We start from the raw sequence: 21,024 nt of genomic DNA on the forward strand, positions 1-21,024 counted from the left end.
ATGGAAAAGCTTGGCCGCGGCCTGATTGCGGTACGACAAAATAGCGATTCAGTCTATATAGGCTGGCGCATGTTGGGTACCGACCCGGATGATATTGCTTTTAATTTATACCGTAAAACCGGGAATGGCAAAGCTGTAAAACTCAATCAGGATCCCGTTGTAAAGAGTACAAATTTTGTAGATGCAAGGGTTAATTTTGATCTCGCAAATAGTTATTTTGTTAAACCCGTTTTTAAAAATCATGAACTTGAGGCCAGCAAACCGTTTACCCTTGTAGCTAAGCAGCCGGTTCAGCAATATTTAACCATTCCTTTAAAAACACCTGCAGGTTACTCACCTAATGATGCTTCTGTTGGCGATTTAGACGGAGATGGAGAATACGAAATTATATTGCACCAGACAGGGCGTGGTAGAGATAATTCATCTAACGGGATTACCGATCCGCCAATTTTTCAGGCTTATAAACTGGATGGAACTTTTTTGTGGGAAATTAACCTGGGCAAGAACATCCGGGAAGGGGCACATTATACTCAATTTATGGTTTACGATCTGGATGGTGATGGCATAGCCGAAATGGTGTGCAAAACTGCCGATGGAACGATAGATGGCAAAGGAAAGGTAATTGGCGATTCGACTAAAGATTGGCGAAACCAGAATGGTAAAATATTAAATGGCCCTGAATTTTTAACCGTATTCAGCGGTAAAACAGGCGAAGCCTTGGCTACTACAGATTATATTCCTGCACGGGGCGATATTGGTGGATGGGGTGGCAGAGGCGGAAATGGAAAAAACGACAATACAGGCAACCGTGTAGATCGATTTAATGCCTGCGTGGCCTATTTAGATGGTATTCATCCAAGTGTGGTGATGTGCAGGGGCTACTACGGCAGAACGGTTTTGGCTGCGTGGGACTGGCGTAATGGCAAATTAATGTCCAGATGGGTATTTGATACCAAAGATGCGAAAAATCCATTTTCAGGGCAGGGAAATCATAACCTCACGGTGGCCGATGTTGATGGCGACGGAAAGGATGAAATTATTTATGGTTCAATGTGCGTGGATGATAACGGAAAGGGATTGTACACCACAGGCTTAAGACACGGCGATGCCATTCATGTTTCGGATCTTGATCCTGATCGTCCGGGATTAGAAGTTTTTGGGGTGCACGAAATAGAAGAAGGTACAAAAGGCCCTGGTGTTGCGGTTTATGATGCAAAAACCAGCGAAATATTATGGAAAGGCTCGCAGGATGAGGATGTGGGCAGGGGAGTGGCCGATAATATTGATAATACCCGTTTTGGTGCACAGATGTGGTGGTCAGGATCGAACGGATTATACGATATCAAAGGCAAACGGATTGGCAATCAGCCACGATCAACTAATTTTTTGATTTATTGGGACGGTGATTTATCAAGGGAACTTTTAGATGGAAACCACATTGATAAGTATAATGGAGGGCGGCTTTTTACAGCTGAAGGATCGGTATCGAATAACGGAACCAAATCAACCCCTGTTTTAAGTGCTGATGTTTTTGGCGATTGGCGCGAAGAACTGATCTTAAGATCTTATGATAATCAAAGTTTAAGGATTTATACCACAACCATACCAACTGAGCACCGCAATTATACCTTAATGCACGATCCTCAATATCGTTTAAGCATTGCCTGGCAAAATGATGGTTATAATCAGCCACCACATACCGGTTTTTATTTTGGTTTCGGCATGGAAAAAGCACCAAAACCGCACATAACGTTGGTAGAACCTAAGAAATAAACGAATCCGGTAGATATTATGAAATACAACAGATTATATATCCTCTCTTTCATTTTTGTATTTTGTTGCCCCGTGGTGTTTGCACAGACTCTAAAAGAGCAGGTGAGGGTAATTACTCTTTTCGATGAGGACTGGGCCTTTAATCCTGGTGATGTACAGGGTGCAGAAAAAACCGGTTTCGACCAAACCAAATGGCGGAAATTGAATGTTCCGCACGATTGGAGCATTGAAGGGGCATACGATAAAACAAATTTAACTGCCCGCGGAGGCGGTTATTTACCTTCGGGCATCGGCTGGTACCGTAAAACTTTCAATCTTGACGAAAGCTTTTCCAAAAAGAAAGTAACGATAGAATTTGATGGCATAATGGCCAACAGTGAGGTATGGATTAATGGATTTTATTTAGGTAAACGCCCCTTTGGTTACATCAGCTTCAGCTACGATTTAAGTAAATATTTAAATTTTGGGAAAGGCAAAATCAATACAATTGCAGTAAAAGCCGATAATACCGTACAACCTGCTTCGCGTTATTATACGGGTGCCGGAATTTACAGGCATGTGCGCCTTGTTGCCACTGATGCAGTTCATATTGCCGATTGGGGTGTGTACATCACTACTCCTGATGCTACTGCTCAAAAAGCTGCAGTAAAGGTGAAAACGGAAGTGTTAAATGAATCTGGTCAAAGTGCACAGGTTACCATAGAAACATCAGTTTTAGATCCTGCAGGAAAAATTGTTAAAACTGTGCAAAGTAAACAAACCATCGCAGCTGGAAAAAATGGTAGTGTAGATCAGGAGCTCTTGGTAACAAACCCAAAACTTTGGAATCTGGAAAGTCCGGATTTATACCAAACCTTAACAAAAATAACACTGAACGGGAGGGTAATTGACGATCAGCTGAATACTTTTGGGATCAGGGCTTTCAAATTTGATGCTTCAACCGGTTTCTGGTTAAATGGCAAAAACTTTAAGTTGAAAGGGGCATGTTTGCACCATGATGGCGGTGCTGTTGGCGCAGCCGTGCCTTTAAGCGTATGGAAGTTTCGGTTAGGACGTTTAAAAGAGGTAGGGGTAAACGCCATCAGAACAGCGCATAATCCGGTTGCACCAGAGTTTTTGGATCTGTGCGACCAGATGGGTTTCTTAGTAATGGATGAAACCTTTGACACCTGGAATTCGGCTAAAAACAATGGTGAAAAAGGATACAACAGATTTTTTACCGAATGGTGGGAACGCGATACGCGTGATATGGTAATGCGCGACCGTAATCATCCGTCCATCATAATTTATAGTGTTGGAAACGAAATCCATGATGATTTAAACAGTCCTGAAGGATTTAAAAAATATAAGGACCAGCAAGACCTCATTCATCAGCTCGACCCAGGCCGCCCGGTAACCATGGCGCTTTTCCGTCCGGCCAATTCGAAAGTTTACACCAATGGATTTGCCGAAACAATGGATGTTGTCGGGCAGAATTACCGAGAGAATGAATTGGTAGCACTGCACAATCAGAAACCAAATTTAAAAGTAACCGGCACAGAGAATACGCATGTCATTCAGCAATATCTGGCACTTCGCGATAATCCTTTTATGGCAGGTCAGTTCCTGTGGACAGGTTTTGACTATCTTGGAGAAGCTGATTGGCCGCAAATTACCAACGGACAAGGTTTGTTCGACAGGATTGGAAGCTGGAAACAGCAAAGTTTACAACGCCAGAGCTGGTGGTCGGATAAACCTGTGGTACATATTGTCCGTAAAGAAGATAATGCCGGTGCTGGTGCCTGGATCAATAACTGGACACCCACCGATTTTGATACTTACGATGACGCAAAAGTTGCCGTTTACAGCAATTGCGAAGAGGTAGAACTCTTTTTAAATGGTAAATCGCTGGGCAGCAAAGCTAAACCAGCCGATGATTCACCCCGTTTATGGGATGTCACTTTCGAAAAAGGCAGTATTAAAGCAGTTGGTAAAAATAAAGGCAAAGTGGTTTTATCAGAAGAACTTAAAACTGCCGGACCTCCCGCTAAAATTGTATTATCGGTTGATAAAAGCAAAATCAAAAATAGTTGGGAGGATGTGGCTTTTGTAACCGCAAAAATTTATGATGTAAACGGAAATCTCTGTCCAAATGCTGACCAACTGATCAAATTTAGCATTTCAGGCAGTGGAGTTATCGATGCTGTTGATAATGGGAATATAGCCAGTCACGAAATGTACAAAGCCACGCAACGGCATGCCTATCAGGGTGTTTGCATGGCTAATATAAAAGGTAATGCAACTGGAAATGTTGAGGTTAAGGCCACTGCAGATGGATTGGAAGGTGCATCAATAAAATTAGAAGTGAATAAATAATAATACAATGAAGTTTACACCCATAAAACTACTTACCGCAGTAGCCATCATCTTTTTGGCTTCGGCATTTATAAAAGGCGATAAACCTGCTCTCCATACCATTGGCGATTCTACCGTCCGCAATTCGAACAAAGAAACCTGGGGCTGGGGAACACCAATTGCGTCCCTGTTTGATACCACAAAAATCCATGTAGAGAATAATGCCATGGCCGGGAGAAGTACACGCACTTTTTTATCAGAAGGCCGGTGGGATAAGGTCCTGGAAACATTAAAACCCGGCGATTTCGTTACGATGCAGTTCGGGCACAATGACGGAAGTGTACCTGATACCACCAAAGCCGGTAGAAGAGGTGTGTTAAGAGGCACCGGTGAAGAAACCAAAGTACTAACCTGGCCTGATGGAAAGGTAGAAACGGTACATACCTATGGCTGGTATATCCGCAAATTTGTACGCGAAACCAAAGCCAAAGGCGCTACGCCGATTGTATTGTCGATGATTCCCAGAAACATTTTTAAAGATGGCAAAGTGCTTCGGGCCAATAACGATTTCGGAAAATGGGCCGCTGAAGTTGCGAAAGAAGAAAATGCTTATTTCGTCGACCTGAATAAAATTACGGCCGATAAATATGATGCGCTCGGTCCGGATAAAGTAAAACAATATTTCCCCGGCGACCATACTCACACCAATTTAGAAGGTGCAAAAGTTAACGCCGAATCTGTTGTAGAAGGGATTAAAGAATTGAAAGATTGTAATTTGAAAAAGTATCTGAAAGACTAGAAGACGGAGGTTCGAAAGTCCGATGTCCGAAGACTAAGGAGCATAGCCAATCATCCGAAAATTAATCTAAGTAATCTAATAATCTGTAATCAACCCAGAAGGGTGTAATCATTGTCATATGAAATCAACTAAATACCTATATCTAATTCTCTTAACTACCTTCATCATCTTTTCTTCCTGCATCATCTTGAAACAGCAGGCGAAACCCACTTTATTCCTCATTGGCGATTCGACCGTTAAAAACGGAAAAGGAAAAGGCGATGGTTCTTTATGGGGCTGGGGAAGTTTTATCGGTAATCTATTTAACACTGAAAAAATCAATGTCGAAAATGATGCACTTGGCGGCACCAGCAGTCGTACTTTTCAAACCAATGGTTTGTGGGATGCGGTTTTGGCAAAAGTAAAAAAAGGCGATTTCGTGATGATGCAGTTTGGTCATAATGATAGCAGCCCGCTGGATGATACCGCCCGTGCCCGTGGCACCATAAAAGGCATTGGAACGGAAAGTAAAGAAATTTATAACCCGATTAAGAAAAAGCAGGAAGTGGTATATACGTATGGCTGGTACCTGCGCAAATTCATTAGCGATATTAAAGCTAAAGGTGCAACACCGATTGTTTGCTCGCCAATTCCACGCAATCCGGTTAAAGATAACGCGGTGGTTTTAGCCAATGATAGTTATGCAGGTTGGGCTGAAGCGGTGGCAAAAGCTGAAAAAGTTGATTTTATTCCATTAAATCAGCTCATTAAAGATCAATATGCCGCTTTAAGTGCGATTGAGGTAAAGACATTTTTTACCGAGAAAGACCACACCCATACCAACGAAGCCGGTGCGAAGTTAAATGCAGCGGATGTGGTAGAAGGCCTAAAGAAATTAAAAACCAATAAACTGAATAGCTACCTGAAATAAGTCACCGGGCAGGATACTACAGGATGCTTTCCTGCCGATATTGTTTTATTTTAACAGCCTAACCAAATACCAGCGGTAATAAGCCGTTCAATTTTATGCAGATACAGATAAACCGGGTTTTCATAGTGCTGATAGGCATGGCTTTAATATTTTTAAGCATTCCGAAAACACATGCCCAAAGTATTTCACTGGAAGGCAAATGGCGTTTCAAAATAGATACTAAAGATGAAGGCATAAAAGGAAAATGGTATTCATCCGTTCTTCCTGAATCCGTTAATCTACCAGGTTCGATGGCCGAAAATTTAAAAGGTGATGATATTACCCTCAAAACAAAGTGGACCGGAAGCATTTACGACAGCTCTTACTTTTTCCACCCCCGTTTAGAAAAATACCGTAAACCCGGTAACTTAAAAATACCTTTCTGGTTAACCCCTGCCAAACATTATACCGGTGCGGCCTGGTATCAGAAAGATATCGAAATCCCCGCCAACTGGAAGGGTAAGCGGCTGGTATTATCTTTAGAGTATCCCCATTCCGAAACAAGGGTTTGGATAGACGATATCGAAATCGGTACGCAATTTACCTTTGTAGTTGCTCAGAATTTTGCACTCCCGCTAAATTTAAAAGCCGGAAAACATACCATCACTTTACTGATTGATAACCGCATCAAGGCAATCAATGTAGGGCAGGATTCGCATAGTTTAACCGATCATACACAAGGCAACTGGAACGGGGTAGTTGGCAAAATGGAACTGCTGGCCGGTTCGCCTGTTTATTTTGATGATATCCAGGTTTACCCTGATCTGAAAAATAAGTCTGCCAGAGTTAAAATCCAGTTGAAAGCCAATGCCGGCGAATCCTCTACCGGGAAAATTACGCTGGTTGCAACAACTTTCAATACCAAAAATATCCTGCAGGTAAAACCAGTAACAGCGGCTTATCAGATCACAAATGGTGAAGGCAGCCTGGAGATCAATTTTCCAATGGGCAATAAAATAGCCACCTGGGATGAGTTCGATCCGGCATTATATCGTTTAACAGCCACGCTGAATTCGAAAGACGGCAAAAAAGATGAAAAAAAAATACAGTTCGGCATGCGCGAATTTAAAGCGGTAGGCAGAACTTTTGAAATCAATGGGCGTCCGGTTTTTTTACGTGGTACGGTTAATAATTGCGAATTTCCGCTAACCGGTTATCCATCAATGGATGTTGCGGCATGGGTACGTATTTTTAAAATTTCGAAGGCCCATGGCTTAAACCACATGCGTTTTCATTCATTTTGTCCTCCTGAAGCTGCCTTTATAGCCGCAGATCAGATAGGTTTTTACCTGCAGCCAGAAGGACCGAGCTGGGCCAATCATGGTTCATCAATCGGAGATGGAAAACCGATCGACCAGTTTATTTATGATGAAACCAACCGCATGGCTAAAAGCTATGGCAATTATGCATCCTTTTGTATGATGGCCTATGGAAATGAACCACGTGGCAGGCAGGTTGAATACCTGACCAAATTTAATAATTACTGGAAAGCCAAAGATTCGAGACGACTGTACACCGGCGCATCGGTTGGTGGAAGCTGGCCGGTTATTCCAAACAACGAATTTATGGTACGTGCAGGTGCCAGGGGTTTAGATTGGGGCAGAAAACCAGAAAGCATTTCAACCTATGCCAAACAGATCGAACAGTTTACGGTACCTTTTGTGGCACACGAAATGGGGCAGTATTGTGCCTTCCCTAATTTCGATGAAATCAAAAAATATACCGGTGTTTATTGCGCAAAGAACTTCGAAATGTTTCAGGAAGATCTTAAAGATCACGATATGGCTGATCAGGGGCATGACTTTTTAATGGCTTCGGGCAAATTACAGGCACTTTGTTATAAGAATGAAATCGAAAAAGCATTGCGGACGCCAAATTACAATGGTTACCAGCTTTTATCCTTAAATGATTATCCCGGACAGGGAACAGCGCTTGTGGGTGTATTGGATGCCTTCTGGGATGAGAAAGGTTATATCAACGCCAAAGCATTCAAACGTTTTTCTAACAGCACGGTACCCTTATTAAAAGTTTCGAAGTTTGTTTTTACCAATAACGAAACCTTAGCAGCTGCGGTAGAAGTAGCCCATTTTGGGAAAGCACCGATTGAAAATGCAAAACTCTCCTGGACGCTTAAAGATGAAGGCGGCACAAATGTGGCGAAAGGTAGTTTCGATCCTAAAACCTTAGCCCTTACCAATTGTATTATCATCGGAGAGATTAAATTTCCCCTAAATAGCATAACAAAAGCCACAAAACTGAAGTTAGAAGTTACCATTGATGGAACTGAATTTGCCAACGACTGGAGTTTCTGGGTTTATCCTGCAGAATTACCACAGGTTAAAAGCAATGTATATTACTGTACCAGTTTAGATGACAAAGCCCAGTCGGTTTTGGCCGAAGGAGGCAGCGTTTTTCTTAATGCAGCAGGCAAAGTGGTAAAAGGAAAAGAAGTGGTGCAGACTTTTTTACCGGTGTTTTGGAATACCTCATGGTTCAAAATGCGTCCGCCACATACACTGGGGATTTTATGCGATCCAAAACATGCTGCTTTTAACAATTTCCCGACTGATTTCCACAGCGATATGCAATGGTGGGAGATTGTCAATAAATCGCAGGTGATGAACCTCGAAGATTTTCCATCGGGCTTTAAACCAATTGTTCAGCCGATCGATACCTGGTTTCTGAACCGCCGTTTGGCGCTGGTTTTTGAAGCGAAAGTGGGCAAGGGGAAATTAGTAGTTTCGAGCGCCAATCTTTCGCCTGATTTAAAAGGTAGCCCGGCGGCTCAGCAGCTTTATTTCAGTTTACAGCAATACATGATATCTGATCAGTTTAATCCAAAATACGAAGTGGCTTTTAATACCGTAAAAGATATCTTCGAAAGTCCGTCGAAAATCCAGTTCGATACCTTTACAAAAGATAGTCCGGACGAATTAAAACCAAAACCGAAAACCAATTAAGATAAGCGAAACCACCATGAAGAAATTTATATTCAGCTCCGCTATACTATTCAGCATATCTGTCCAGTTAGTTTTGGCACAGAAAATCCCAAATAAAAAGGAGGTTCTAAAAGTATTAAAATCAACAAATGCTTATTTCATGAATAAGTGGCCTGATGCGGGGAAATCGATCATAACCAACCGGGAAAGGCCAAGCAACATCTGGACAAGGGCCGTTTATTACGAAGGATTAATGAATCTTTATCAAATCCATCCTGAAAAAGCGTATTATGATTATGCCGTTCAATGGGGGCAAAAACATAACTGGGGTTTAAGAAATGGCATTAGCACCAAAAATGCTGATGATCAGGCCTGTGGACAAACCTATATCGATCTTTATCAGATTGATCAGCAGCCCGAACGCATCAAAGATATTAAAGCCTCGATCGATCTGGTGATTAAATCGGGTAAGGTAAACGATTGGACCTGGATCGATGCGATACAAATGGGGATGCCTGTTTTCGCCAAATTGGGCAAATTATATAACGATACCACCTATTACAATTACATGTACAAAATGTACCTGCACTCCAAAAATACTGAAGGTGGTGGTTTGTACAATGCCAAAGATGGCCTTTGGTGGCGCGATAAAGATTTTGTGCCCCCTTATAAAGAGCCCAACGGAGAAGATTGTTATTGGGCCAGAGGGAATGGATGGGTGCTTGCCGCATTGGTACGTGTATTGGAAATTATCCCTGAAAATGAACCTCACCGCAACGAATATTTAAAAACCTATCACGAAATGATCAAAGCTTTGGTGCCGATCCAGCGAACTGATGGTTTCTGGAATGTAAGTTTACATGATGCCACGCATTTTGGTGGTAAAGAAACTTCAGGTACGGCATTGTTTGTATATGGTATGGCCTGGGGTGTAAACCAGGGGATTTTAGATAAGGCGACTTATTTGCCTATCATTACCAAAGCCTGGAACGCCATGACCAAAGATGCTGTTCAGAAAAACGGATCCATCGGTTTTATGCAGGGAACAGGTAAAGAGCCAAAAGATGGGCAACCGGTAACCTATACCAGTGTACCTGATTTTGAAGATTATGGTTTGGGCTGTTTTTTATTGGCCGGAACTGAAGTTTATAAACTTAAAAAATAATAAAAATGAATGTCAGAAACCTGACTACTTTATCGGTATTAATGTGGTTGTTCTTGCTGCCTAAACAAAATATGGCACAAAGGGCAGGCATTGCTGTTTCTGAAGTTAACAGTATTTCATCGTTCCCGATTGTTGACGGAGGAAAAGCATCATCCATGTATATCGATGCAAAGGATGCCGAAGTGGTAGGAATTGCGGCCACTGCTTTTAAAGATGACATTCAATTATTAACTGGCCATACTTCGCCGGTTTTTAAAAATAATACAACTTTAAGTGCCTATCCGATCATTATCGGTACGCTTGGGCAGTCATTTTATATCGATCAACTGGCTAAAACCGGGAAAATCGACCGTACTACTTTATCCGGCAAATGGGAAACTTTTTCGGTTTCGGTAATCGAAAATCCTGTAAAAGGCGTAAAAAGAGCATTGGTGATAGCCGGAAGTGACAGGAGGGGAACAGCCTATGGTGTATTTCAACTGTCAAGGATGCTTGGCGTATCACCCCTTTGTTGGTGGGCGGATGTAAAGCCTGCGCCCAAAAAATCTTTATACATTAAAGCTGGTCAGCCATTAGTGGAGTCGCCATCAGTTAAATACCGTGGTATTTTTATCAATGATGAAGATTGGGGCATTCAGCCCTGGGCAGCTAAAATGATGGATACTGATGTGAAAGATATCGGTCCGAAAACCTACACCAAAATATTCGAATTACTGCTCAGGTTAAAAGCCAATTACATCTGGCCGGGTATGCATCCTTCAACCAAAGCGTTTTATTATTATGCCAACAATCCGGTCATGGCCGATAAATATGCCATTGTTTTAGGTTCCAGTCATTGTGAGCCTATGTTACGGAATAATGTTTTCGAATGGGCAGAGAATTTTGAACACGAATACGGTAAAAAACCTGGTGAATGGCGTTACGATCTGAATAAAAATGAAATGGCCAATTACTGGACTGACCGTGTAAAACAAGCTAAAAATTACGAATCAGTTTATACTGTGGGGATGCGTGGTATTCACGACGGCAGTATGCCCCGACCGAAAGATAAAAATGCAAAAGTAAAGTTGCTGGGTGAAATCATAACTGATCAAAGAACAATTTTAAGTAAGAATATTACTAAACCTGTAAGCACTATCCCGCAGATTTTTTGCCCTTATAAAGAGGTTTTATCTTTATATCAGGCAGGATTGAAACTTCCTGATGATGTAACCATTGTCTGGGCGGATGATAATCATGGTTATATCCGCCAGCTTTCTAACCCTGAGGAGCAAAAACGATCGGGCGGAAGTGGGGTGTATTACCATATTTCGTACTGGGGTGCACCGCAAGATTACCTGTGGCTCTCTTCCATTTCTCCATCATTGATTTCTTACGAGTTAAGCAAGGCCTACCAGTATAAAGCTGACCGACTTTGGGTCATAAATGTGGGCGATATTAAACCTGCTGAGATGGAAACACAGTTTGCGATGGACTTGGCCTGGAATGTAAACCAGTGGAAACCCGAAAATGCGGATAAATATGCCGAAAGCTGGGCTACAGAGACTTTCGGTGCCGAATTTGCAGAACCCATTGCTGAAATAAAAGCAATTTATTATCGCTTGGCGCAGGCTGCTAAGCCAGAGCATATGGCCAGTGTTAGTTTTACAGATGTCCAGGCTGAAGAACGTTTGGCCGCTTATGAAAAGATTTATAATCAGGCTAAAAATTTAAATGAAAAGATGCCAGCACGTTTAAAAGACGCCTTTTTTGAATTGATTTTGTATCCTGTTGAAGGCGCCATGCTGATGAATCAGAAGATTTTATACGCCAAAAAAAGTTTGGCCTTGGCAGCAAACGGAGATCAATCCGCTTTGACTTATTCGAAAAAATCGAAAGCTGCTTTTGAACAGATCCAGTTGATCACCAAAAAATACAATGAAGAAATTTCAGGTGGCAAGTGGAACGGCATGATGAACTGGAAACCTCGCGATTTAGCGGTTTTTAAAATGCCAAAAGTGGCCGATTCTATTGCTGCGAGACCATCAGGTGCAGTAGCGAAAACTGAAAATAAAATTATTCTTCAGGCCGCTAAATATGCCGAGAAATCTGTTCCAAAAGGAGTAACATTACAAACTTTAAAAGGATTGGGTTTAGGTGGCGATGGTATTTCGGTTTATCCTTTTACTTTTAAACCAATTGATGAAAAAGAGATTAAAAATGCTGCTTATGCCATTTACAATGTCAATTTTAAAACACAGGGCGAGCACCAGATCGAAGTAAAATGTTTGCCTACGCAAGGGATTAATAACGGCATTAAAGTGCGTTATGCCATTTCTGTAAATAACGATACACCACAGATCATAAACATTTCTCCGGCTTCAGAAAATAACATCTGGAAACAGAATGTGCTTCAGGGTTACGCTTCAGGTTTAACCAAACACGAGATTAATATAACAGGTAAATCGACTGTTAAAATCTATCTGCTCGATCCGGGCTTGGTAATTAACCAGTTGGAAATACAATAAATATGATGAAGAAACTTTTAGCTTTTGCACTAACCTTAATTTTTATATTTTCTATTGCCAGGGCACAAAGCATTGGCGATTATAAATCTGGTTTTAAGAAAACGGGAAATACCATTTCATTTTCAACCACAAGGGGAGAAGTGAAATTCGAATTCTGTACACCGGAAATATTCAGGATCATAACCAGCTGGAGCGGTAAATTCGAAGCCAACGAAAACCTGATGGTAATCAATTACAACTGGCCTAATGTTGCGGTTAAAGTTTCGGATAAAAAAGATCATTTCTTGCTTACCACAGCAAAATTGGTGGTTAAATTATACAAGGCCCCTTTCAGGATTGATGTTTTTGATGCCAAAGGTAAATTACTGAGTAGCGAAGTAAAGGGAGCGGTAAGTAAAGAAAATACGCAGGTTGGGGTAAGCAAAAAACTGCAGGCCGATGAACATTTTTTTGGTTTTGGCGAACGCATGGATTTTATGGATCGCCGTTTTAAAAAACTAAACTTAAATGTAGGCCGTGGTAAAGGTTTGCCGCATGCCATTGGTGCTTACAATATATTAGAGGCCAATTATTGTCCGGTTCCGTTTTTTATGAGTACAAAAGGCTACGGTATTTTCTTCCATAATTCCTTTGCCACCGAATGGGATATGGGCGCCACGAAAAAAGATCAGTACAGTTTTAAAGCTGCTGATGGAGAATTGGATTATTATTTCATGTATGGGCCAACTTTTCCGGCCATTTTAGATCATTATACCAGCATTACCGGCAAATCGCCGATGTTGCCACAGTTCGCCTTGGGCTTACACGCAGGTACGTATAGCGGAGGTACGTGGGGGAATGAGGCACAATCTTCTGATCATTATGTGGTCGAGCTGGCAAAAAAATACAGATCATTGGGCATTCCTGTTGATTTGTTATGGCTGGATTCTACCTGGCGCTTATTTGGCGAAAATGGCGGCAAAGGTGCCACTTCTTTCGAATGGAGAGAAACCTTTAAAGATCCAAAATCGATGTTCGAAAGCATTTACGCCATGAACTATAAAATGGTGGGCTTGCATCTTCGTCCACGGTTTGATAATGCTAAAAAATTAAATTTATTAGATCAGGCGAGAGAAAAAGGTTATACCTATCCCGAAAATGGTAAACCCGGCGAATTTGTAAACTTTTTCGATGAAAAGGCAACACAGTGGTGGTGGGATAACGGCGTAATGCGGGTAGCAAAATTGGGGGCAAAATTTCTCAAAACAGATGAAGGCAGTGCTTTTGGATCTTTAGCCAACGAAAGTGAGAAGGTTGGTCCAACCGGAAAAGATGCCGAACGTTTACATAATCTTTTCCCTATCGCTTATGCCAAAGCGCCTTTTTTGGAGTTCGAAAAGTTTAACGGTTTTAGAGGATTGAACCAAACCCGTGAAGGTTATTCAGGTATTCAACGTTATCCTTATATTTTCGCAGGCGATTGGCCTAGCGAGTGGCAATATTTCGCACCGGTAATTAAAGCGGGTTTAAATGTTGGTCTTTCAGGTGTAGGTTCATGGGCGCATTGTATGGGTGGCTTTGAACATCAGGCTGATCCGGAGCTGTATATCCGTTGGGTGCAATTTGGGATGTTCAGTCCGATTGCATTGGTTTTCGGGATGGATCACCCTGGTTATAAAGAGCCCTGGAAATATGGCGAAGATGCTTTGCGTAATTTCAAAAAATATGATCTGTTGCGTTACCGGTTATTTCCTTACCTGTACACGAGCATGCATCAGCAATACCAAACAGGCTTGCCGATGATGAGGGCTTTAGTATTAAACCATCAGGATGACGAAAATGTATATGAAATTGGCGATCAGTATATGTTTGGCGATCATTTAATGGTCGCCCCGGTAACCACTAAAGGTGCCATTACGCGTTCGGTTTATCTGCCGGAAGGCACCTGGTTTAATTACTGGACAAATGAGAAATACGAAGGCAAAAGTTATCACCATGTGGTGGCACCATTAGATACGATTCCTTTATTTGTTAAAGCAGGTAGCATTATTCCGATGCAGCCGGAAATGACCTACAGTGGCGAAAAACCCGTTGATGTGATTACCCTGGATGTTTTCCCTTACGGCGAATCTAAATATGACCTTTATGAAGATGATAATTTAAGCGCGGCCTACAAAACAGGAAGCTTTGCTTTAACGAAGATCACCTCTTCATTAACCGCATCAAATTTTACACTGAGAGTGGCCAAACCAACAGGAAGTTTTAAGCCCAGTAAGCATAAATATCTGGCCAAAATACATTGGACAGGAAAAGCTGATCCAACAACAGTTTCGGAGAATGGGCAAAAAATAAAAGCTTTAAAAACACCAGATCGTTTAGATAAAACTGAAGGCTGGTTTTATGATACCAGGAATAAAATACTATGGGTTAAATCGGCCGGAGATAACAGTACTGATTTGAGCTTTGTCGTGAATTAATGGGGGAGTTCCTCGGTCTGTGTCCTCACAGACCGAAACGGAACAATAAATTTAACTAATGGTTCGTGGGGATACGAACCACGGCGGATGAGGCTTACTTCTTGGGTATAAAATAGTATTAATGGTTCGAGGGTATCCGAACCTCGGAAGAAACTAAAGGCTGATGAAGGACTCAGTTTGAGTGCCAATGGGTTAGAGATTCTTCGTGCCTCAGAATGACAGATACTGGTTTGTGCGGACATGAAACACGTCAATAAGCTTTGTCATTCTGAACGCAGTGAAGAATCTCAGGGTCAATTCCCTCGGTCTGTGTCCCCACAGACCGAAACTAAAAGATTAATTGTCAGGTGGTTCGTGGGGACACGAACCACGGAAGAAATAAAATCCTTAAATAATAAAATGGATCACATGAAAATTGCATTTAAGATGAAACTTAAACCCGGTTTTGAAACAGAATATAAAAAGCGCCACGATGAGATCTGGCCAGAGCTATCAACTTTATTAAAAGAAAATGGGATCAGCGATTATTCTATTTTTTTAGATGAAGAAACCAATACCCTTTTTGCTGTGCAACAACAAAACGGCAGCTCCTCCCAAGATTTGGGCAGCACGCAGATTGTGCAGAAATGGTGGGCATACATGGCCGATATTATGGAAACCAATGCCGATAATTCTCCAAAAACATTCCCTTTAGAAATGGTATTCCATTTAGATTAACGATATGCAATTACATCGATTCTGTTCTGTTCTGCTGTTTAGCACGCTAACTTTTGGTTTGGCCAAAGCACAAAAGCCTGTAAAAAATACCGGTAGCTGGCCGGTTATCGAAAAGCAGATGAAACCCTGGACCCGCTGGTGGTGGATGGGGAATGCTGTAGATGAACAGAATTTAGACCTTGTTTTAAAGAAATATGCCGATGCTGGTCTCGGTGGAGTAGAAATCACCCCAATTTATGGAGCTAAAGGCTTTGAAAAACAATACCTCCAGTTTTTGTCTCCTGAGTGGATGAGTATATTACACCATACGGTAAATAAAGCCAATACTTTAGGCCTGGGGGTTGATATGAACACAGGCACGGGCTGGCCCTTCGGTGGTCCGCAGATTAAACCTGAAAACGCTGCAACCAAACTAATTACCCAGCAATACACGCTTAAAGCTGGCGAAAAGTTGACGGAAGCCATTAAGGTTAAAGAAGCCAAACAGGATTTCGCGCAGTTACAGGCTTTAACCGCTTACGGTAATAATGGTGAGGTACTCAATTTGCTTTCTAAAGTTCAGTCTGATGGATCTTTAAATTGGTCACCCATTAGTGGCAGCTGGGATATTTATGCTGCTTTTGCAGGTAAAACACGGCAAATGGTTAAACGTGCTGCCCCGGGAGGAGAAGGTTTTACTTTAGATCACCTCGATAAAAATGCAGTTGATGTTTACCTGAAAAGATTTTCGGATGCTTTTAATGGCAAACCACAAGGTATTCGCTCATTTTTCAACGACAGTTATGAAGTGTACGGCGCAACCTGGACGCCAACCCTCTTTCAGGAATTTAAGAAAAACAGAGGTTACGACCTGGCCAGTTATATTAAAGAATTAACCGGTAAAGATTCTACAAACGAAAACATAGCCCGTTTAAAATCCGACTATCGCGAAACCATGGATGAACTTTTACTGCATAACTTCACCCAAAACTGGACCAATTGGGCACATCAGCTTAAATCGGCTACCAAAAACCAGTCGCATGGTTCGCCGGGCAACCTGCTCGATCTTTACGGTGCGGTAGATATTCCTGAAACCGAAACCTTTGGTTCGAGTTATTTTCCAATTCCGGGACTTCGTCGGGATGCAGCGGATATCCGTAACGTAGATCCGGACCCAATCATGAGTAAATTTGCATCCTCTGCGGCACATACCGGCGGTAAAAAACTGGCATCCTCCGAAACATTCACCTGGCTAACCGAACATTTTAAAACTTCATTTTCGCAATGTAAACCAGAAGCGGAGCAATTGTTCTTGGCAGGTATCAACCATATTTTTTATCATGGTACTACCAATTCGCCAACAAATGTGCCCTGGCCGGGATGGTTGTTTTATGCTTCGGTAGAAATGAACCCGAACAACAGTTTATGGCCACAGGCGCAGGGTTTAAACAATTATATCACCCGTTGCCAGTCTATTCTTCAATCGGGAAAGCCAGATAACGAACTTTTAATCTACTGGCCCATATATGATGTATGGAATAAGGCCAAAGGTTTGGATATGGCTTTGAAAGTACATGATGTTGATGAATGGTTACACCCGACAGCTTTTTATAAATTATCAAAAGAACTCTCTAAGTCAGGTTATTCTTTTGATTTCGCATCTGATCGGTTGTTAAAGCAATCAACGGTTAACCAGGCATTAATCAGTACCAACGCGGCAGCTGCGCCATATCAGGTACTCATCGTTCCGCAGTGCGAAATGATCAGTCCGGAAACTTTAGATCAGATGATCAAACTGGCTAGCAACGGCGCAAAAGTTATTTTTCAGGCATTGCCTAAAGATGTTCCGGGTTTAAACAATCTGGATGCCCGAAGGGCGCAGCTAAAAGCCAGCCTGGCTAAATTGACTTTTACCGATGGCCCTAACGGAATTAAACAATTTAAAATTGGCTCAGGCCTAATCTTATTAGCGAACGATATACAAAAAGCATTAAGTTCGATAGCCATTAACAGGGAAACTTTAACCGATACCGGCCTTCAGTTTATCAGAAGAAAAACAACAACCGGTAAATATTATTATCTGGTAAACCATACCGCTAAAGATATCGATACCGAACTTTCCTTAAATGTAGAAGGCAAGGTTTTAATTATGGACCCGCAAAGTTCTAATGTGGGTGTGGCGGCATTACGCGATAAAAAGGTTCGCGTACAGCTTAAATCGGGGGAGAGTTTATTTTTAAAAGTGGAGCGTAATGGAACAATCAATACGCCCTGGGTGTATTTAAATAAAGCTGCGAACACCATCAATCTTAACCAGTCCTGGAATTTACATTTTACTGAGGGCGGACCTGAGCTTCCTGCAGATCAGCAATTAGCTAAACTGGTCAGCTGGACCACTTTGAGCGACCCTAAACTACAGGCCTTTTCAGGTACTGGTGTTTATACTTCAGGTTTTAACTTAAGCTCAAAAACCGCTAAAGAATATGTTTTGAACCTGAACCAGGTTGATGAAAGTGCCAGGGTGTGGATCAATGGACAGGAAGTAGGTATTTTATGGAGCATTCCTTTTCAGGCCCGTGTGGGTAAATATTTAAAAGCAGGTCATAATACCATTAAAATTGAAGTGGTTAATTTGATGGCGAACCGCATCCGCGATATGGACATCAAAAAAATACAATGGCGGAATTACCACGAAATCAATTTCGTTAATATTAATTATAAGGATTTTGATGCTTCAAGCTGGAATGTAATGTCTTCAGGATTAATCGGTCCGGTTACCATTATGCCTTATCAATAAATTTTCGCTAACATAAATGTATAGCACAAATCACATCTGTTTTTTAAAATGTGTATGAATAATTAGTCGAAAAAGATTTAACAAATAAATTTTAAACATCGTTAATCGATTTAGTATGCGTTGGGCTTCTGTTTAGCATTCATGATAATATTTTATAAGAAAAAGACAGGATAGTACAGGATGGAAATTTTATACCTCCTGTTTATATTTAAGAAATAATTCACTAACCAAATAACTAATAAACCAACACCTACAACGTTTCGTTAAACTAACGCTATGCAATAAAAAATCTACGTTTTTCTCCATTCTTTTCTAACCAATCCCGCTACTGATTTCTATTGTTATCGCAGTTTAGCTAATGGGCGTTCGCACCCAATAGAATTGCTATGAGTAAAATTTTACCCAAATTTTTAATCGTTTTTTTAACAGTTATTTTTTTTCTGAGCAGTTGCCGGAAAAAAGAATTCGATGATTTTTATGGTCGCCCGGAGAATTTGGGAGATCCAATTTACCAGCAACTTCAGGCAAAAGGGAACTTTGCCAAATTTCTGGATTGTATTGATAAAGCCGGTTACAAAGAAACCCTGAGTACGGCAGGCTCGTGGACGGTTTTTGCACCCACCGACGAAGCATTTGCCACTTATCTGAAAGACAATAATTTAACTGAAGTTTCGGTAGATCTTGCTTCCAGAATTGTTCGTTACGCCATGATTTATGATGGGGAGAAGGTGGAGCGTTTGAGCGATTTTTTCTCTGTTAAGGGATTTATCAAAAACAGCGCCTTTAGAAGAAGAAGCGTGTACTACGATTTCGTTTATGACGGAAAAGACAATAATGGAAATGCAATTAAGGTTATTGCAGCAAACCGTAATGGTTCTTATCTGGCAACCGATTTTAACAATAAGAATATTACCTATTTTTTATCGCCTTACATGACATTCAATGGTCTGTCGGCTGCCGATTATAATTTCTTCTATCCAAACACTGCTTACAATGGCAACAATATAGGTGCAGCAAGATTAATTGACGGACAACAGAATATTGTAGCCGAAAATGGTGTAATCCATGTAATCGACAAGGTATTAACCCCGCCTCAAAGTATTGATCAGTATATTAACGAAAAGCCCGATTACAGTGTTTTTAAAGGCTTACTGGATAAGTTTGTTACCTATTCTTTAAACACCGATATCTCTCACCGTTACGAGGTGCTGAGTGGTAAAGCGGCCAATGTTTATGCCAAAACCTACAGTACTTTACTGGCTTTCTCGCCAAACAACGAAAATTATTTAAAAGTAGATGCAAATGATGCGCAACAGGGTTCGTACAGCATTTTTGCCCCTACCAATGCTGCAGTAAATACTTATGCCCAAAATGTATTGCTTAAATATTGGAAGAAAAAAGGCGTAAACAACCTGAACGACCTTTATGTAGTGGCACCCGATGTAATTAAGGATTTTGTGAATTCACATTTGTTTACCACTACCGTTTGGCCAAGCAAATTTGCCACTACGCCCAATGCCCTAAACGATTTTACAACCCGTGTAGTAGCCGATGTGGTAGATAAACAGGCCCTGAGCAATGGCTTTTTATATGGTATAAATAAGGCCCAGAATGCGAATGTATTCTCTACAGTTTATGGCAATGTAAACCTTGATCCCGATTACAGTGTGATGAAACAGGCTTTAATTTATTTCGGGCTGATACCTGCCTTAAAAACACCAACATTGCGTTATGTGGTGGTGATGATTCCTGACGTAACGCTTAGGAGAATGGGTTTTAATTACGATCCGTTTTATGCATCAGCCCCGATTAGAGGCGATTTAGTCGCACTGAAACGCATTTTGCAAACCCACATTATTGCTTTGGGCGATAGGGATATCCCCAACTTTAGCACCGGATCCGGAATTTTAGAAGCCTCGAACGGCGAATATATTAAATATGCTGCCGGGAAACTGATTTCGGCAGGTACACAGGATAGTGTTGCCGTTGCCAAACAAAGTATCCCAGTCGATTCTATCAGCACCTCACCGGTTAATGGTGCAGCCGTTTACGGAAAAGAAGCACTTACCTATACCGTGCTGAACATTGGCAAACACATCGAAAAATATGGTACACTCACTACCGATCCATATTATTACTTTTTTCAGTTGTTAAACAATAACATCATTTACACTAAAGCCACTGGTGTAATACAAGGAACCGTTGAGGGCGTAAACTATACCGTTTTTATCCCTACCAATGCGGCCATCATGCAGGCTGTAAAAGATGGTATTTTACCTGGTAACGTAACCACAGGCATTCCAACTACTGCTCCAACCGATGGTTCGGATGTAACCAGGGTGAGTAAATTCCTCCTCTACCACATAATCAATAAAAATACAATTGCAAGCGACGGGCAAAAAACCGGGCAGTTTGAAACCCTAATGAAAAACGACGGTGGTGATGCCGCTAAGATTACCGTTGCCATTAATACCACCTCTTCTTTAACGCTTAGAGATGTAGTCGGCAGAACAGCTAACGTGCTTTTAAACCCGGCAGACAGGAGCAATGTATTATCAAACCGTACAGTAATTCATCAGATCAATAATTACTTAAAATATCAATTCTAA

General features: G+C 41.4%; 11 protein-coding genes. All 11 read left to right on the forward strand.

The genetic code is table 11. From position 1 onward, the window contains the following. The 11 genes from ACTJKC_RS03010 to ACTJKC_RS03060 all read left to right on the forward strand — a co-directional run bounded on the left by ACTJKC_RS03010 (nucleotide 1) and on the right by ACTJKC_RS03060 (nucleotide 21,024). On the forward strand, nucleotides 1-1,773 hold the full coding sequence (locus ACTJKC_RS03010) for a rhamnogalacturonan lyase (protein ID WP_440790155.1): 1,773 nt from the start codon (nucleotides 1-3) through the stop codon (nucleotides 1,771-1,773). Nucleotides 1,774-1,791: 18 nt separating this feature from the next. After that, nucleotides 1,792-4,128 carry a sugar-binding domain-containing protein gene (locus tag ACTJKC_RS03015; RefSeq protein ID WP_440790157.1) on the forward strand — a complete coding sequence of 779 codons (2,337 nt, stop codon included), beginning with the start codon at nucleotides 1,792-1,794 and terminating at the stop codon, nucleotides 4,126-4,128. Nucleotides 4,129-4,135: 7 nt separating this feature from the next. After that, nucleotides 4,136-4,906, forward strand: a complete 771-nt coding sequence (locus ACTJKC_RS03020; RefSeq protein WP_440790159.1) for a rhamnogalacturonan acetylesterase — start codon at nucleotides 4,136-4,138, stop codon at nucleotides 4,904-4,906. Nucleotides 4,907-5,024: 118 nt separating this feature from the next. Continuing rightward, entirely contained in the window at nucleotides 5,025-5,816 is a 792-nt protein-coding gene (locus tag ACTJKC_RS03025; protein ID WP_440790161.1) for a rhamnogalacturonan acetylesterase, read from the forward strand. Between the two features lie 137 nt (nucleotides 5,817-5,953). Beyond that, complete coding sequence (locus tag ACTJKC_RS03030) at nucleotides 5,954-8,815, forward strand: exo-beta-1,4-galactosidase (RefSeq protein WP_440790163.1); 2,862 nt, start codon at nucleotides 5,954-5,956, stop codon at nucleotides 8,813-8,815. Between the two features lie 16 nt (nucleotides 8,816-8,831). Further along, the gene (locus ACTJKC_RS03035; protein ID WP_440790165.1) at nucleotides 8,832-9,959 is read left to right on the forward strand and encodes a glycoside hydrolase family 88/105 protein; all 1,128 of its coding nucleotides are present in this window, start codon (nucleotides 8,832-8,834) and stop codon (nucleotides 9,957-9,959) included. 5 nt (nucleotides 9,960-9,964) lie between these two features. After that, nucleotides 9,965-12,466, forward strand: coding sequence for a glycosyl hydrolase 115 family protein (locus ACTJKC_RS03040; protein WP_440790167.1), 2,502 nt, complete (start codon nucleotides 9,965-9,967; stop codon nucleotides 12,464-12,466). Nucleotides 12,467-12,468: 2 nt separating this feature from the next. Then, on the forward strand, nucleotides 12,469-14,922 hold the full coding sequence (locus ACTJKC_RS03045) for a glycoside hydrolase family 31 protein (RefSeq protein WP_440790169.1): 2,454 nt from the start codon (nucleotides 12,469-12,471) through the stop codon (nucleotides 14,920-14,922). Nucleotides 14,923-15,330: 408 nt separating this feature from the next. Next, entirely contained in the window at nucleotides 15,331-15,639 is a 309-nt protein-coding gene (rhaM, locus tag ACTJKC_RS03050; protein WP_055906177.1) for an L-rhamnose mutarotase, read from the forward strand. Between the two features lie 4 nt (nucleotides 15,640-15,643). Next, nucleotides 15,644-18,415, forward strand: coding sequence for a glycosyl hydrolase (locus ACTJKC_RS03055; RefSeq protein WP_440790171.1), 2,772 nt, complete (start codon nucleotides 15,644-15,646; stop codon nucleotides 18,413-18,415). Nucleotides 18,416-18,801: 386 nt separating this feature from the next. Continuing rightward, nucleotides 18,802-21,024 carry a fasciclin domain-containing protein gene (locus ACTJKC_RS03060; RefSeq protein ID WP_440790173.1) on the forward strand — a complete coding sequence of 741 codons (2,223 nt, stop codon included), beginning with the start codon at nucleotides 18,802-18,804 and terminating at the stop codon, nucleotides 21,022-21,024.

It is taken from the genome of Pedobacter sp. 22226 (assembly GCF_052045455.1).
Lineage (GTDB): Bacteria > Bacteroidota > Bacteroidia > Sphingobacteriales > Sphingobacteriaceae > Pedobacter > Pedobacter jeongneungensis.